We start from the raw sequence: 15,829 nt of genomic DNA, 5'->3' as shown, positions 1-15,829 counted from the left end.
ATTCCTGATTTCACTGTGTTTTCGGGGATATTGTCTGTCTCATTAGATGGTATAGCCCACTGCAAATAAGCAGCATACTTAACTTCCTCTTCACCATCTTTCACATCCTCTTTTAATATTTTGAACTCCAAGTAATGTTCTTGACAAAGCGTTTATATTTACGCTGTTTTGGTCACAAAAATCCGACGAAGTCCGGCCAAGGATGACTCCCTGACCGGCACGTTTTAAGCCAAAACACCAAATGCGTACCCAATAATGCCTACTGCGAATAAAGCAAAAATCAGAGCGATTGCGTTCACTTTCTTTTTCAGTAGCCTCATACATAAAAATGTCAATAATAGTGGTAAAAGTCCGGGCATCAATTGATCCAAAATCATCTGAACGGTCGTAATAACCTCTTTCCCATCCGTTCCCACATATCTTGATACCACCAGCGGCACATTCAGGGTAGTCCATTTGGAAACAAGTGCACCCATAACGAAAAGCCCCAGTATGGAGGCTGACTCCGTGAGTTTTTGCAACCGGTTTCCCGACATATCGGAAACAATCTCCGTACCTTTGTGATAACCGTATTTCAGACCGTACCATTTCGTTGCCAAGCGTGCAGTGTTAAAGAGAAGGAAGAAAAGAATCGGTCCGACAAGGCTGCCGGATAAGGCGATTGAGGCTCCGAGTGCAGCCAGAACCGGGCGTAAAGTCCCCCAGTAAATGGGGTCACCCACTCCCGCAAGAGGTCCCATTAAACCGACTTTGACTCCACTTATGGTGGCATTGTCAATCGGCTGGCCGCTCGCTTTCTGCTCTTCCATCGCAGCCGTTACACCCATAATAGGCGCCGAGATAAACGGTTGAGTGTTGAAAAATTCCAGATGTCTTTTCAATGCCTCTTTTTGATCTTCTTTCTTGCTGTACAGCCGCTTAATCGCAGGGATCAAGGTGACACAGAAACCGATCGACTGCATTCGCTCAAAATTGAACGAGCCTAACAGGAAGCATGAACGGACAAACATCTTATTTAAATCACTTTTAGTCAGCTTCTTTTCTTTCATAGTGCTCTCCTCTCCCTTCAGGTAGTTACTATAACTCTTCAATTTCTTCCATCTTCTCATTACGCTGGTTGTATTTTGGGCTCAACTGGATGTAAAGCAGAGCCAGAACCGCGCCAATGACCCCAAAACCAACCAGATTAATGCTGGTAAAAGCTGCAATGACAAAGCCCAGAAAGAAGAATGGCATCAGGTATTTGGCTGCCATCATATTAATGACCATCGCATACCCTACGACTACGATAAAGCCGCCCGCAATTTGTAGTCCTCTGGTGATAACCTCCGGAATTGCGTTAAGCATAGCAGTCACCAGGCCCGTTTCTGCGGCAACTGCCACCAAAACAGCGGGCAAAGCAACGCGCAGACCTTGCAAAAGTAAGGCAATAAAGTGACATAGCTCAATTCCTTTGAAATTTGCAGATTCCGCATACTTATCAGCTAAATGCTGGAAGAAGACAGTAATCGTCCTGACAAAAATGGTAAGCACTTGTCCGGCGGCTGCAATTGGAATCGCAACGGCAATTCCGGCGCCGATCGATTGATGGCCGACGATGACCAAAATGGTTGAAACCACGCTGGCTAGAGCAGCGTCTGGTGCCATGGATGCTCCTACATTCATCCATCCCAAAGCCATTAATTCCAGAGTACCGCCAAGTATAATGCCAGTTTTGAGATCGCCAAGGACAAGGCCAATCAACGTACACGCAATCAGAGGACGATGGGTTTGCCCTTCATCTAGGACGCTACCCATGCCACATATGGCCGCTACCAGTGTTACCATCACAATTTGAAAAACAGTCATTTCTATAACTCCTCTCTAGTTGCCGCCTGGTATTTACGATCACATATCCTGCAGTTTGGTAATCAAGTTGATTTTCGGATCACTGGCTACTTTTCTGATTTCCAGCTCAATGCCTTTTTCATGCAGCTTACGAAATGCATCTACATCCTGTTGGTTTACGGATACCGCCCCAGTAATCTGTGTCTTTCCTTCCTTAAAACACATTCCTCCAACATTCACCGAGCGGATGGGTACTCCCCCTTCCACAACCCGCAGTACATCCGTAGGGTTGGTAAAGAGAAACAATGTTTTAAAATCACTGTATTTGGGGTTATTATAAGCCTCTATCGCTTTGTTAATCGTTACGACATACGCCTTAATTCCAGGCGGCGACACCTGAAGCAATAAGGTTTTGCGTAATGTATCCGCTGCGACTTCATCGCTAACGGCGATAATCTTATTGCACTTCGCTTCTTTCACCCAAACGGTCGCCACCTGACCGTGAATCAGACGGTCATCAATACGAACTAATGCAATTTCCATTCTATAATTCCTCCTCTAATTGACTGTTTCGAATGGCACGAAAAGACATCATGGAATCGTGCCCTGCATGGATCGCTAAATTTACCAAATTCTCCACTTGTTCAATTCCTCTGTTTGCAAGAAGGTCAACGATCATTGGCAGGTTTACTCCTGTCACAATATCCATTTTTTCATGGTTAACTGCAATTCGGCTGGCAGCATTATAAGGACTGCCGCCGAATAGATCAACAAGGAAGATAACACCGTCCGTCCAATCCAGCGATGCCAACGCAGCCTTATATTTCTCTACAAGTCCGCTGACACTTTCACCTGGTTCAAACGTAACACCTGCCACATTATCCAATTGGCCGAAAACCATTTCTGTTGACCTCAGTATTTCTTCAGAAAATTTCCCGTGTGTCCCAACAATTACACCGATCATCTGTCTCACCCCCTTTGTTTCTCTCCACATATCTATGATGCAAGTTCTGTGCCAAACTTCTGTATAGATCAGAGGAAATTTTGTAAACAACAAAAAAACCCCCGTTGCGTCGGAGGTTTTTTTCCAGTCTGAACAGATCATTATTTATCAATCTCCACTGCTTTCATACACATATGAAAGCGTTTTATACTCTTTGACCATTACTGTGGAATAAAGTTATATACTTCGCTCAACATTTCGCAAATATAATATTTTTCGTCTTCAGAAAGTATAAGATTCATACCAGAAACAAATATGCTGCATGAACGGTTTACCACCTCGAATATGTGCTGGTCGAGCTGTTTCACTTCCCCCTGATAAACAAGTCCATCGCGAATAACCATACGTTCCAGCGCATAAGCTGTGTGAGTAGAAATTTGGACTTTTGTTGCATAATCAAATTTGACTTCTAATCCAAGTTCCAGCTCTTGCACAAATCTCATCACCATTCCCAGAATTTTGTGGGGATTCAAATACGTCATAAATTCTTTCAGACTTTCCTCGCATAACTCCCTGACGACTACACTTTGATCCACAGCAGGGATCTGCTTGTTATTCAGCAGTAGCTCTCTCAATGTCTGCTCACCGCTCGCTTCAATCAGCTTTTCCAAGGGAATAAACGGGATTTCCGGCTCGCTTGGCCGTTTTACTCCAATCACGGCAAGAATTGTTCGCTTAGACCGCATATCCTGGACCACTTTATCCAACTCTCTTACGTTTGCCGGGACAACCAGTATCTCCTCATCCGTCAAATCGCAGACAACTTTCTCTACAAACTCTTTCAATTTGACCGCTGCACCTTTGCCGGAGGAGCAAACCGTCACAATTGCCTTATGAACTACTTTCACTGCGGCGCTGCTATTGTTATATCCCCTGAAATCCTTTAGCGATTGGTATATCTCCTCTATCCCCATGTCAAAAACACTGGCCTTTCGGACAGCCTCCAGCGTGAGCGGAGTTGAAACCATATCAATAGTCTTTACATTGATTCCAACACGTTCCATAATAGTTTCTTCAAGATTGAGCAAAGAGCCCATATCAACCAGCAGCAACACGCCTCTACCACGGTCAATGCTCTTTACTTTATCGATAATAAGCTCCAAAATTTCCCTAGGACTGACATCGAGGGGCATATCAACAGCACAAAGATTAGAACTGCCCAGCAAGCTGTCTACGACGCCGACGATGCTGCTCGCTGTACTGGTACCGTGTGCTGCCACTATAATTCCCACACTACCCTGTCGTTCTTCCTCAACAGATTTCAGAAGAATCGCCATATAAGTTATTTCGGCCTCCGGTACATGTACACCAAACTTAGACTCGATCAAACTTTTGATAGTCTGGGCCAGTCTGTACTCTTCATCATGTTCATTCATCGGTTCATAGATTCGTGCATGACCGTATTTTTTCTCTCTGGTGCGCTTGAAAAAGGCGCTTAAATGAAGACTGAAAGCATACACGAATCTCTCGCTGTAAATTCGGTTTAGTACCTTTTTGGCCATTTCCTTAATCTGCTCGGAGAATTCAAGGATGTCTTTGTCCACAATTTTCAGAATTCGTTCCCTGCTCCCCTTGGTTTTATAAAAACGGTTATAAAAGCTTTTAATATGGATATTGACATCCGTAGCAATAAATCTGTGGATGTAGGCGTCGTCGAGCCCTTCTTCCTTCAGCATGCCAATCTTGTCTTCAATTAGTTTGTAAAGGTTAAACGGCAGCTCGGAAACAACCTCTTCATCCAAAGCTTTTCTTCCTTCTGGAGTAATGTATAGGCACGAGGAAATACATCCGATTTCCTTCATCTTATATTGCGTTTTATCAATATTAAACAAACCATCTCGGATATTTCCCGGCAGGTTTTTAAAATCAAGTCCTATTTCTTCTTTGTTTTCATGTATGCTGTTTAAAAACCCTTTAGCGCATACCAGCTGGATGTTCGACTTTAACTGGCCGATATTGCCGTAGGTGACGCTGCCGATCAGTGCTCTTACTACCTCTGGTTCAATCCTGATCGGCTTGTTTACCCTATTGGCCTCGTTAGCAAACAAATGCTTCAAAATCAGCAATTGCTCCTCAATAGCACGTTCCTGAAGGGAAGGGATATTGATTGTGATGGGTATGCGCCTAATGAAGGTTTTCAGCATGGATGATCCGGGATCCTCCGTCGTAGCTCCAATCAATAACACACTCGCGTCTCTTTTTCGATCCGTTTCGCCCAATTTGTTATAGGTATGAGTATCCATGAAATAGAAAATCATTTCCTGGCCTTCCGGGGGTAAACGGTGAATCTCATCCAAAAACAGGATGCCTCCGTCAGCTTTCTCCACCAGCCCTGCTTTTTCATGATCAGCGCCTGTAAACGCCCCTTTAACGTGACCAAAGATGTGGGAAAGTAGCAAGTGGGGATTATTGAAATAATCAGCGCAGTTAAAAACGATAAATGGCGCATCCTCTGAAAACCGCTTCATATACTTGCCATAATGGTACATCAACCTGGCAAACATAGTTTTTCCAACACCCGTCTGCCCGACTATCAGGGTATGCAGACCTCTAGGAGGATACAGAATCGCTGCCTTCCCCTGCTCAACCTGGTTACGCATGCTGCCCCTGAAACCGATCAAGGCATGGAACGGATCGACCTGTTCGTCAGGCAGCAATACCTCTTTGATGCTTTTGACCTCAATTTGTTTCTCTTTCAGCCGAACCCGAAAGGTGTCCTCGATAATCTGCTTATGCAGAAATCTGACCGGTCTTCCTTTGATTTTAAGGATTAGATCGTCACGTAGCAGATTATTCAACTCTTTGCTCACATTGTTTCTCAACATCTTTTGATCATCAGCAATTTCCGCAGCCGTAATCCCTTCCCCCGCAAATAAAGCCTCTTTGGAAATTTTCTTGGTGCTTTCGGCAATATACTCTAAAATCTTATCTATTCTTTTCACCTGTATTCCTCCAGCCTGAATCAGTCATTGGAAATTGATTTCAACCTGCTTATTTAGGGAACAGAATATGGTTTTTCAGCGCATGAGCTACTCCATCCTCGTCATTCGAGAGAGTAACGGTGTTGGCAGCAGCTTTGACCTCAAGGGGAGCATTTTCCATGGCAATGCCAAGTCCCGCAAAGGCCAACATGTCGATATCATTGTAGTTGTCACCCATAGCCAGACAATCGCTTTGTTTCAGTTGGTACTCTTTTAGCAGAATTTGAATGGCTGCCGTTTTGGAAGCCTTTTTTGACATGATTTTCAGATAAGTAGGCTTGGATAAGTAGAGATTTACTTCTTCGCCGTATACGGGTCGCAATACTTGAAGGACGCGTTTGATCTCTTCGGGATCACCCATGCACAAAATTTTACTGGTTCCATCAGTCTCTTCCCTCCAACCATTGGTAAGCTTAGAAAAACTATAAATGCGAGGCTCGATATTGGTGATGTCACGTTCTTGAAGCGCCCATGCATCCAATTGCTCAATATACCACTCATCATCCTTATACAGGCTTACGTGAAGATCATAGGCAGCCAGGCTGTCAAGCAAACGCTGTGTCATTTTCTTATCTATATAACGGGTGTTCAGCTTGTTCCCGTGTTTATCTATAACAAGTGCCCCACTGTAGCATATGAGAGGCTCAGAAATACCAAGATGATTCTGCAATGGAATAATTGCTTTTGGCATTCGCGCAGAGACAAGAACCACTGGAATCTGCTTATCATTTATAACCTGGAGAATGGTTTCTTTGGTTGCTTCCGTGATTTGATGCGCCGAGTTAAGCAGCGTCCCGTCAATATCGATGCAGACAATTTTATAAGTTTCCATAAATGATTCCTCCAGCTCCAGTGTATTTTGTTATTCAATGAATGAGTATACAAGAAAGATAGCGTATATAACCAAAAATACAACACACATAATAACTGTTACTTATTACGACAAGCTTTGGCTTGTTTATGAATCGTTTCTATCAGATAAAATTACTCGGTAACGTTAATATCTAGGCAGGAGAATTGCATAGGCTTAGAGAAGTAGATCTTTCATAAATGACTGACTGTGAATTTGTACCGGAAATGCATGGAAAAGGAGTTTGAATAAGTCAATGATACGATATGGATTACAACAGGAACAAGGATTCAAGCTGGTTATGACGCCCGAATTGCGACAAGCAATCACGATCTTGCAATATTCTTCGGCTGATTTAATATCCTTTCTGCATGAACAGGCGAACAATAATCCAGTCATTGATTTGCCGGAGTTTAATATGTCCATAGGCAGTATCAAAGAAGAAACAGAGCGGTTTTCACAGAAAGATCAAGGAGATCTGCTTGAACATTATCGTGGCGGAGAAAAATATCCGTCGGTCCAGCGAGCAAACCCCGTTACATTTCTGGATTTTGTCCCCAATCCGAATGATACCCTGTTTGAACATCTGAACAGGCAGCTTGGACTGGTATGTGGGCTTACAAATTCACAGCGTATGGTGGCACGGTACCTCATTGGCAATTTGAACGAAATGGGATATTTAGAACTTGATGTTCCAACGGTCGCCTCACTATTGGACGTTCCCATAGCCGAAATTGAGGATATGCTCTTGGTGATACAGAGTTTTGATCCACCGGGGATCGCCTCTTACAGCTTGGAAGAATGTCTTCTTCTCCAGCTCCAGCTTGCTGGCATGGATGATGAATGCATAGTCAGAATGGTAAGCAACCATCTGGCCGATCTGGCGAACAATCGGATACAAAAAATTGCGGATGCTCTTGAAATCGATAGGCAAGAGGTTATACAGATGGCCGATCGAATTCGCAAGCTAAATCCATGCCCGGGCGCAGCATTTGCTCATAAAGAGCAGCAATACATCATAGCAGATATCACGGTCGAAAAAGCCAACGGGGAATATCTTGTCCTGATAAATGACATTAGTGCGCCGCGGGTTGAAATCAACCCTTTTTACCGGCAAATGATGCAGGATCTACCGAATAGTGAAACCAAACGTTTTATCCATGAGAAGATGAATACGGCAAAATGGCTGATCAATAGCCTGAAACAACGTCGGCTGACCCTTCTACGGGTTGCCAAGGCCATTGTGGAAAAGCAGCAGGATTTTTTTGAGCATGGCGTGTATTTCCTCAAACCAATTACCCAAAAGGAGATTGCCGATAAGACGGGCTTACACGAATCCACGGTCAGCAGGGCGGTCAGTAATAAATTTATACAGACGCCTCGTGGATTGTTCGAGCTCAAATTCTTCTTTACTTCCTCCTTGACGTCAGCGGACGGAGATGCTGCTTCATCGGAGAGTGCAAAAAAGCGTATCAAAAATTTGATAGATGATGAGGACAAGCAAAAACCGTTATCGGATCAGGCTATTACTACCCTGCTGGGAAAGGAAGGTTTGCATCTATCACGCAGAACTGTGGCGAAATATCGGGAAGAACTGAGATATCTTTCTTCTGCCAAAAGAAAAAAGTTTGAAGTTTAAATGTTTAAGGAATAGTCGCGTTTGATCCGGTTCCATATTTTTCGATTTGGCTTGATCTTGATCCGACTCGCTAGTTCTTGAATTCACCATTCCACCCCCTTACTTGAACTAGGATGTTTTCACTTTTGAAACGCTTCCAATTTGCTGTGAGAAAAACATCAGTTAGTAGATCCATACTATGAATCGACCGAATGAGCTAATATTTTTACAATAAAATCATGTAGTTTCGCCTTGCTTGAAGACAACGGGGAGATGATACACTTGCTGATCTAAAGTTTCACCTTCGATTTTCTTATAAAGCAGTCTGATTGTCATACGTGCCATCTCCTCCACTGGCTGCCTGATTGTAGACAATATCGGATGAAAATAAGGATGGTCCTGAATCCCGTCGTAGCCGATAACCTTTACATCCTCTGGAACGCGAATGCCCTCCCTGCGTGCTCTTTCTATATAGTTGGCGGCTAACATATCGGTAATAGCAAAAATGCCGTCCACATCGCGATGCTCATTTAGGAACTCGTTAAAATAGGCATCGTCGTCCACTATAGGGTCGGGCTTCTCGTAGATTACATAATCGACTCCCAATGTTTGCGCCTCATGAATGAAACCTTTTCTCCGATTCATGGTTTCACTGAAAACGGAAGTGACACTTCCCATAAAAGCCGGCTTCTGGGCTCCCACTTTAACAAGCTCCCTCAAAGCCAGACGCCCTCCCTCATAATTATCGGAGGTCACACAAGTAATTTTTTTGTTGAAGTGCCTATCAATACTTACAATCGGAATGTCGTTGCTTACGCTATTTTCTATATCATTGTAAGTAATGCCGACAATACCAGCCACTTTGTTTTGCCGTAGCATATCCAGATAATACAGTTCTTTTTCGGGCTTGCCGCCGCTATTACACAACATGAGCTTAAAGCCTTCCCGATCCAACTCATCCTCAATGTAATAAGCCAGTTCAGAAAAAAAAGGATGCCAGATACTTGGAAGCAGCAAGGCTACCATCTTGGATTTCCTCATCTTGAAATTTCGAGCGACTTCATTAGGAAAATAATTCAGTTCTTGTATAGCTTCCTCCACTTTTCTGCGTGTATCTGGTTTTACAGAGCCCGAGTTGTTAATAACTCGGGATACAGTTCCTACAGCTACGCCAGCTAAGCTAGCTACATCTTTAATACTTGGCATCGGCATCTCCCTCCCCCTATCTCTCTTTATGAAAATTATAATAACACTAAGATGGAAACGTTTCAATTTTGTTGATGCTCTTTTTTCGCTGAAGCTCTTTATCTTCCTTACCGGGCTGAAGCACCAGCGCGGATTCCATTAGGTATACGTCCTTGTCCTCTACTGCACGATCCTTGTACTGAAATGTCCTTCCATAATAACATCGGTAGTTTGAATAATTCTTCATAAATCAGATCGTGGATGCTTGTAGTGCATAATAGACTGCAAGTTTCTTTTTACTATAGAGATCATAGGGTCAAGTTCTAAAAAGCAATAAAATAAACATTCTCCCTGTCGGCTGTAATTAGTTTTGTCATTAATACAGCCTATAAACGCCACTTTCTGTACTATGAAAATGACACTTTCTGTATTATCATTTGTCACTTCTTATATAGAATGTATTGTAAAATGTCATTTATCTGTTGCGCCTTAATTCGAAACTTACACGTCTAAAATTGAGGGGAAATGCTTATCTCAATTCGCCATCTCCATGCCCAAAACTAGTTGGCAATCACTACACTAAAAATAAATAATATTATTCGGAGGAGTTCCATTCGAAAATGAACCTACACATAAGTCTTTACAGATCTTTTGCAATTTAGGATACACGACTCATTATCCTATCCAATATAAAAAAGTGTCAAATTGAAAAAACAATTTGACACTTTTTTTATAGGTCATGAATTTCCCTTATGATTTGCTCGTTATCAAAGTAATCTTTATGATTTAGTAAACAATATTTCTCATTTGAAAGTTCAATTACATTGTCTACTACGAAATCCGTATAATTTCCTTGGTTAAATCCTAATGTTGATAGTATCAATTGCGAATTTTCAGGTCTATTATTAAATATAAATTCAAATAAAGCCTCTTCTTTGCTGTCGTCAGACTCAACATTGTTAGGACTATCAAGAATGAGGGGAAATCTCAAAACATTTTCATTGAGTTCACTTTTTATTTTCAATAAGTTTAAATACCATATTATTGTTGAGATTGCTTTATTACTCCCACGGGCCTCATAATTCAACCGAATATTCTTTAATTTTTCCTCGTTGATTTCTTCTAGTCCGTATTTCTGTTTAGACTCAGTCATATATTGCTCATATAATAAATTAGCCTTTTTCTTCTTGTCATTATAACGTTTAAGTTTTTTATTATTTTCATTTAATTCAAATTCATTCCAATTAATTTTATCCTCAATTCCTCCTAATTCTAAAATTAAGTTGTCTTGTGTTTCAATGTACCCCATATGCTTTATCGAATCAGAAACTTCGGAATCATTAATATTTAATTGATTTTCATAATGCTTGAGAACATTTAAAAGATCTCTGTATTCATTTTCTTTAATACTTAATTTTCTATTTACTTCAAGCATTAATGATTCCAGTTCATCTCTCATTATATAAAAATCTTCCAAACGACTACTGGTGGTAATTTTCAATTCTGTACTGCTAATTTCCTGATTACAAACGGGACATTCATTATTATGAATTTTTTTAAATAATTTTTGATCTTCACTACTTTTATCTAGAAGTTCCTCCATACTTATTTGTATATCAAGTTGTTCGTTTCTTATCTTAACAAGACTATTTTTCACTTTTTTTAATTTTGAAACAATATTGTTATATTCACTTTTCTTTCTATTCAATTCTATGGTTAGAGCTTTTAGATCAGTTGGAGCATCCATTCCTTCTAAATATATTTTTACTCTAATTAGCATATTTTCAATTACCAGTTTTTCATCTTTTAGTAACTTAGCTTCCTTCTTCAATCGTTCATTTTCTTTTACAACAGTAAAATATTCATCATTAAAAATCCCTAAATGGTTATAAATTATATTTTCCTTAAAATCCGGATATTGAGCTAAACCTTTGAATGATGAAAACTTAGTCCCATTCATATGGTCTTGATCCACATAGTTTAGTATATAACTGAATACGGGAGGCGTTATTTCTAACTCTTCCTCTTTTCTATTGGGTAGCTTAATAACAAAGCCATATAATTCCCCTAAAAATTCCGCTAATTCTATTCTATTTATAGTATTATATAAATTCACTAAATTACCGTCAAAAATTTTGAACATATTTGCTTTTCTATAAATATAATATTCATAATTAACTACAGTAATTTTGACTAGAAAAGATTTATCGTTTTCTTTCCACATGCCATCAAAAAAACTATCCGCTCCTAAAGTATGATAAATACTTTTAAGTAAAACCGACTTCCCCACATCATTACCATTCTCTTTACTGGAGGTAACAACATTAATGCCACGTTTAAAATCAACTCTTTTGGCAAGTTTGTTTTTGTATTCGAATATGAATAGACTATTAATAGTTAGATCTTTCATAAACGCCCTCCTCATACCGTTTCAAAGTTAATAAAATGAGAACTCTAAATTCTTCGTCGCTAGTTTCAATTGGTTTAAGATATTCTAAAGAGACACCGATTTTATCAATTAATTCCAAATCATTATCAGATAAATTGTCCAAATTAATTGTCAAGAATTTTACGATTTCAAGCTCTATCCCCCTCAAAATCTTATCTCTTGTTAAATTAATAAGTACACTATTGAGCGCTCTTTTCATTTTAAATCTACTTTTAAAGTTATCTTTGTAATTTTCTTCTATATAAACTGTAGCTTTGGTTAAAGCCATATCTGTTTTGTCAACATACTGATTCAAAACATTTGAAAGTTCTGATTTTTCAATGCCTTTTTTACTTAATATTTCCTCATACGTTTCAAGTGTCAACTCATAACAAGCTTTATTAAATATTTCAGAAGATAGAACTCTGTATAGTGAATTGATCTTCTTAGGTTCAGTACCAAAAGTTTCTTCGAAAAAAAGTGCTAACTCACCAATCAATGTTTTCTCTGGATTAATCAAATCTATACTAGTTCTAATGAAGTATGTATTCAAAAGTTTAACTTCTTCGGAGGCTGTCAACTCCTTTGTCAAATTTATTCTAATATCATTTAAAACATCACTATCGATACTACCTAATGCAAGAGCTTCACTATCGGTATGTACTTTTTTTCCAGCTGATAGTGGAGCATTAGAAACTACAGCCACCTTTATCTCATCTTGCTCTTCACCTTTTTCATTGAATTTTAGGATATATAATTTGCCTAACACAGAATCTCCATTTTTGTTTTTGCCTATAAGTTTCCTTACAGTATATGACCCATTATCATTTTGAGTCTTTAATTGGTAGAACTCAAAGCCATCCTCTAAATGGACTTCAACATCGCATTTATAATCAAAAACTACTGTAAATTTTTTATCGAGTTTATATAACTCTAATATCCTTTTTAGGCCCCAGAGTATTTCATTTCTAAATCTATTTTTAGACATTGAACCAGATAAATCATAAGGCGAATTCATATAGCTTTCTATAATAGACAATTAAATTCCTCCTACTTGGAAATCACTTCTACCACTACTATACCAACAAATTTTCAAATAACAATTATATTTGGAATAAATAATAAATTTATCATTCTACAATCATTCCTAATATTTCATCAATTTAATATTAATCTAGTTATTATAAGATTGTTCTTCTCATTATTATGTTGCCCTTGAAGTAAATCATGAAAAAATTCCTCAATTTAGTACTTGGGTAACTGATGTTCCGCGAAATGAACAATCTAAGTTTTTAATTGCGTTTTATTTCGGATGCAGAGCTTCTTCATGAGCTCTCATACCGGTGTACCTGCCAGTCTCACTTCGATGGCTTTCATCCTTACTTTCAAGGGATAGCTCACTCCTGTTGCCAACGCAAAAACACCTCCAAAGTTGTCCACCACATCTTACGACATGGGAGCATTTTCTTGAAGGTGTTTTAATTTGTCTTATGCTATAGGATCAGTCCCACGTTTCAGATCGTCTTAACAGATGTCTTTTTTTACGTTCTCTAACTTGAAAGAATAATACCAATATAGCGACTTTTTAAGCGACCATTTTCTTTTCCTTCGACATGTAAGGATTTGTTTTAACTTTATTATTACAAAAACGAAGTCAGATCATTTTCGCTATTTTATTGTATTTTCAACCATAATACTCAACACATGTTTGAATGTCTCAAGATCGTCCTTGGAGATACCTGCGATTGTATCATTTTTGAACTTCTCGGCAATTGGCATTAAATCAAGACATACCTTTACGCCCTTATCGGACAGTTCTAACTGCTTGACTCGTTTATCTGCATTAGTAGCGGAGCGATATAAAAACCCATCGAATTCCAGTTTTTGAAGCAAACGGACTACGCTCGGTTCTTTAATCGACATTTTTTCTGCTAGTTCCCGCTGGGTAATGGATTCATGAATATAGATGTAATACATAGCGATCCATTGACTCCTGGTGATGTGGTAGGGTCGAAATTCTTTCTCCAACGCTTCTGCAAAGACTTTCCCACTACGGTTTGTAACAAAAGCAAGGCAATCCTCTATATTAAACAATAGACACACCAACCAATCCCAACAGTTTATCCCCGTGTATTTATCCTCTATTCTTAGTATGATAGCAAACATTTCACTTTTTGTGAAATGGTATGGCTACATCAGCATGTTTCACGCTTGATGGAGCGCCCCAATGCTAAAGCCGAATGCAGCTTCATGAATCACTTCTCCCGTAGTCGGGTGAGCAAACACGGTGTGCGTGATTTGTTGCTCCGTCAGCTCATTGGCAATTGCAAGCGTTAAGCTACTGATCAGAGAAGACGCATCGGGACCAATAATCGACCCTCCAACTATTCTTTGTGAGCGATTATCCTTTATCAATTTAATAAAACCTTCCGGTTCATTCATTGTTAACGCCTTACCATTGCTGGCAAAGGAAACCTTACTCACGCTGTAATCCATCCCCTGCTGTTTACATTCATCCTCTAATAGACCTACACTGGCTATCTCTGGTGAAGTGAAAATCACGTTCGGGATTGCCGTATAGTGCATGCCTCCCGATTCGCCTACTATCCCATCGATGGCTGTAATGCCTTGATGCGAGGCGACATGTGCAAGCTGCATAATATTCGTAACATCGCCTATCGCATAGATATGTTCGACGTTTGTACGCATGTGTTCGTTCACGGCAATGCCTCGCCCACGTTCATTAAGCTGAATTCCGGCTCGTTCAACCTCCAAACCCTCCAAGTTAGGCTCACGTCCAACGGCCACCAACACTTTTTCACTAACGAGGAGGTGCTCACCTTGGGAATCCTCATAATTTACGATCGCTTGTCCATCGTCAGCACGCTGGATTTTGGCTACCTTCGAGTCCGTATGGATATGAATCCCTGCTTGCTCCGCAGAATGTTTGATTTCTTCGGAAATATCACTGTCGATCATCGTCAACAGTCGGCTCATAAATTCAACTACATGCACTTCAGCGCCCAAATAACGATAGATAAAAGCAAACTCCATACCAATGACACCCCCGCCGATGATCGTGATGCTCTTCGGCAGTTCGGTGCATGCAAGCGCATCAGTGCTGTTCATCACAAAAGGAAGATCGATGCCAGGGATATTCACCTTGGCAATTTTGGAGCCTGTCGCTACGATGATGTCGTTCGCTGAAATATGGTACTGGTTCTGTCCTTTTACACTCACTTCATGTGCGGATAAGAAAGAAGCTTGCCCGTGGATAACTTCAATATCATTCTTTTCCATCAAGTAGTCAATCCCGGAAATTAATTTTCCCTTGATTTCATCTTTACGACGAATAATCTGCTTCATATCGACTTGAAGGTCCGTTCCCGTGTGAATGCCAAACAAAGACGACTGTTTGACATGGTGACAAACTTCAGCAGATTTAACCAGTGATTTGGTTGGAATACAACCTACATTTAAACAGGTACCGCCTAATTCTTCCTTTTCAACTAATGTAACCTTAATCCCCTTTTTGGCTGCATAAATCGCGGACACATACCCACCTGGTCCTGCCCCAATAATCAATAGTTCAACTTTCTTAGCCATGACTGGCTGTTCCATTGTAGCAGCCTGCGGCTCAGATAATACAACCGTGTCTTCTACAGCGGTTTCCAACGTGAACAAAACTTGGTTAGAAGAAATTTCTCCACCTTCTTCAAAGAAAATATGGCTGATGGTACCCTCTGCGGTCGCTGTAATTTCTCGATTGCCTTTTCCCGTTTCAACCTCGACGAGTAAGTCTCCAAAAGAAACCTTCTCCCCTAGCTGCACATTGATTGTTCCTGCTTTCCCCTTTTTTCCCCCAGCAATCATTGACATTTTAATTTCCATGATGTTCAAGCTCCTTCACTACTAAAAAAGGCTAAGCCGCGCCGCT

At 40.3% G+C, this 15,829-nt stretch carries 12 protein-coding genes; 1 reads left to right on the top strand and 11 read right to left on the bottom strand.

What is annotated here, in order from left to right; all coding sequences use genetic code 11:
- Nucleotides 1-224: 224 nt before the first annotated feature.
- From manZ to MHI21_RS08090, 6 genes are all read right to left on the bottom strand, one after another.
- Complete coding sequence (gene manZ, locus MHI21_RS08115) at nucleotides 225-1,049, bottom strand: PTS mannose transporter subunit IID (protein WP_209942266.1); 825 nt, start codon at nucleotides 1,047-1,049, stop codon at nucleotides 225-227.
- Nucleotides 1,050-1,077: 28 nt separating this feature from the next.
- The gene (locus MHI21_RS08110) at nucleotides 1,078-1,848 is read right to left on the bottom strand and encodes a PTS mannose/fructose/sorbose transporter subunit IIC (protein ID WP_023988666.1); all 771 of its coding nucleotides are present in this window, start codon (nucleotides 1,846-1,848) and stop codon (nucleotides 1,078-1,080) included.
- Nucleotides 1,849-1,887: 39 nt separating this feature from the next.
- Entirely contained in the window at nucleotides 1,888-2,370 is a 483-nt protein-coding gene (locus tag MHI21_RS08105; protein WP_160790381.1) for a mannose/fructose/sorbose PTS transporter subunit IIB, read from the bottom strand.
- Between the two features lies 1 nt (nucleotide 2,371).
- Nucleotides 2,372-2,791, bottom strand: coding sequence for a mannose/fructose/sorbose PTS transporter subunit IIA (locus MHI21_RS08100; RefSeq protein WP_013309476.1), 420 nt, complete (start codon nucleotides 2,789-2,791; stop codon nucleotides 2,372-2,374).
- A 200-nt stretch (nucleotides 2,792-2,991) separates the two neighbouring features.
- Entirely contained in the window at nucleotides 2,992-5,772 is a 2,781-nt protein-coding gene (locus MHI21_RS08095; RefSeq protein WP_341161887.1) for a sigma 54-interacting transcriptional regulator, read from the bottom strand.
- Nucleotides 5,773-5,821: 49 nt separating this feature from the next.
- Nucleotides 5,822-6,643 carry a Cof-type HAD-IIB family hydrolase gene (locus MHI21_RS08090; RefSeq protein WP_342419787.1) on the bottom strand — a complete coding sequence of 274 codons (822 nt, stop codon included), beginning with the start codon at nucleotides 6,641-6,643 and terminating at the stop codon, nucleotides 5,822-5,824.
- Nucleotides 6,644-6,917: 274 nt separating this feature from the next.
- On the opposite strand from MHI21_RS08090, the gene rpoN reads away from it, so the two are divergent.
- Nucleotides 6,918-8,300: an RNA polymerase factor sigma-54 gene (gene rpoN, locus MHI21_RS08085; protein WP_342419786.1), complete on the top strand. Its 1,383-nt coding sequence runs from the start codon at nucleotides 6,918-6,920 to the stop codon at nucleotides 8,298-8,300.
- A 216-nt stretch (nucleotides 8,301-8,516) separates the two neighbouring features.
- On the opposite strand, the gene MHI21_RS08080 is transcribed toward rpoN, so the two are convergent.
- The 5 genes from MHI21_RS08080 to lpdA all read right to left on the bottom strand — a co-directional run bounded on the left by MHI21_RS08080 (nucleotide 8,517) and on the right by lpdA (nucleotide 15,783).
- On the bottom strand, nucleotides 8,517-9,485 hold the full coding sequence (locus MHI21_RS08080; protein WP_341161890.1) for a LacI family DNA-binding transcriptional regulator: 969 nt from the start codon (nucleotides 9,483-9,485) through the stop codon (nucleotides 8,517-8,519).
- A 709-nt stretch (nucleotides 9,486-10,194) separates the two neighbouring features.
- Nucleotides 10,195-11,874, bottom strand: a complete 1,680-nt coding sequence (locus MHI21_RS08075) for a hypothetical protein (RefSeq protein WP_342419785.1) — start codon at nucleotides 11,872-11,874, stop codon at nucleotides 10,195-10,197.
- Complete coding sequence (locus tag MHI21_RS08070) at nucleotides 11,855-12,931, bottom strand: dsDNA nuclease domain-containing protein (protein WP_342419784.1); 1,077 nt, start codon at nucleotides 12,929-12,931, stop codon at nucleotides 11,855-11,857. The genes MHI21_RS08075 and MHI21_RS08070 overlap by 20 nt, the downstream gene beginning before the upstream one ends.
- Nucleotides 12,932-13,560: 629 nt before the next feature.
- On the bottom strand, nucleotides 13,561-14,058 hold the full coding sequence (locus tag MHI21_RS08065) for a MarR family transcriptional regulator (RefSeq protein WP_342419783.1): 498 nt from the start codon (nucleotides 14,056-14,058) through the stop codon (nucleotides 13,561-13,563).
- A 39-nt stretch (nucleotides 14,059-14,097) separates the two neighbouring features.
- Nucleotides 14,098-15,783: a dihydrolipoyl dehydrogenase gene (lpdA, locus tag MHI21_RS08060; RefSeq protein WP_342419782.1), complete on the bottom strand. Its 1,686-nt coding sequence runs from the start codon at nucleotides 15,781-15,783 to the stop codon at nucleotides 14,098-14,100.
- Nucleotides 15,784-15,829 lie beyond the last annotated feature (46 nt).

This window comes from Paenibacillus sp. FSL H8-0168, assembly GCF_038592955.1.
Lineage (GTDB): Bacteria > Bacillota > Bacilli > Paenibacillales > Paenibacillaceae > Paenibacillus > Paenibacillus polymyxa_B.
This window is presented reverse-complemented; position numbering and strand designations above follow the sequence as displayed.

What these genes read in the sequence shown, in the direction of transcription:
- MHI21_RS08080 (WP_341161890.1), bottom strand. Translation starts at nt 9,485, where the DNA reads ATGCCAAGTATTAAAGATGTAGCTAGCTTAGCTGGCGTAGCTGTAGGA.
- MHI21_RS08065 (WP_342419783.1), bottom strand. Translation starts at nt 14,058, where the DNA reads ATGTTTGCTATCATACTAAGAATAGAGGATAAATACACGGGGATAAAC.
- MHI21_RS08110 (WP_023988666.1), bottom strand. Translation starts at nt 1,848, where the DNA reads ATGACTGTTTTTCAAATTGTGATGGTAACACTGGTAGCGGCCATATGT.
- MHI21_RS08090 (WP_342419787.1), bottom strand. Translation starts at nt 6,643, where the DNA reads ATGGAAACTTATAAAATTGTCTGCATCGATATTGACGGGACGCTGCTT.
- manZ (WP_209942266.1), bottom strand. Translation starts at nt 1,049, where the DNA reads ATGAAAGAAAAGAAGCTGACTAAAAGTGATTTAAATAAGATGTTTGTC.
- MHI21_RS08100 (WP_013309476.1), bottom strand. Translation starts at nt 2,791, where the DNA reads ATGATCGGTGTAATTGTTGGGACACACGGGAAATTTTCTGAAGAAATA.
- MHI21_RS08105 (WP_160790381.1), bottom strand. Translation starts at nt 2,370, where the DNA reads ATGGAAATTGCATTAGTTCGTATTGATGACCGTCTGATTCACGGTCAG.
- rpoN (WP_342419786.1), top strand. Translation starts at nt 6,918, where the DNA reads ATGATACGATATGGATTACAACAGGAACAAGGATTCAAGCTGGTTATG.
- MHI21_RS08075 (WP_342419785.1), bottom strand. Translation starts at nt 11,874, where the DNA reads ATGAAAGATCTAACTATTAATAGTCTATTCATATTCGAATACAAAAAC.
- lpdA (WP_342419782.1), bottom strand. Translation starts at nt 15,783, where the DNA reads ATGGAAATTAAAATGTCAATGATTGCTGGGGGAAAAAAGGGGAAAGCA.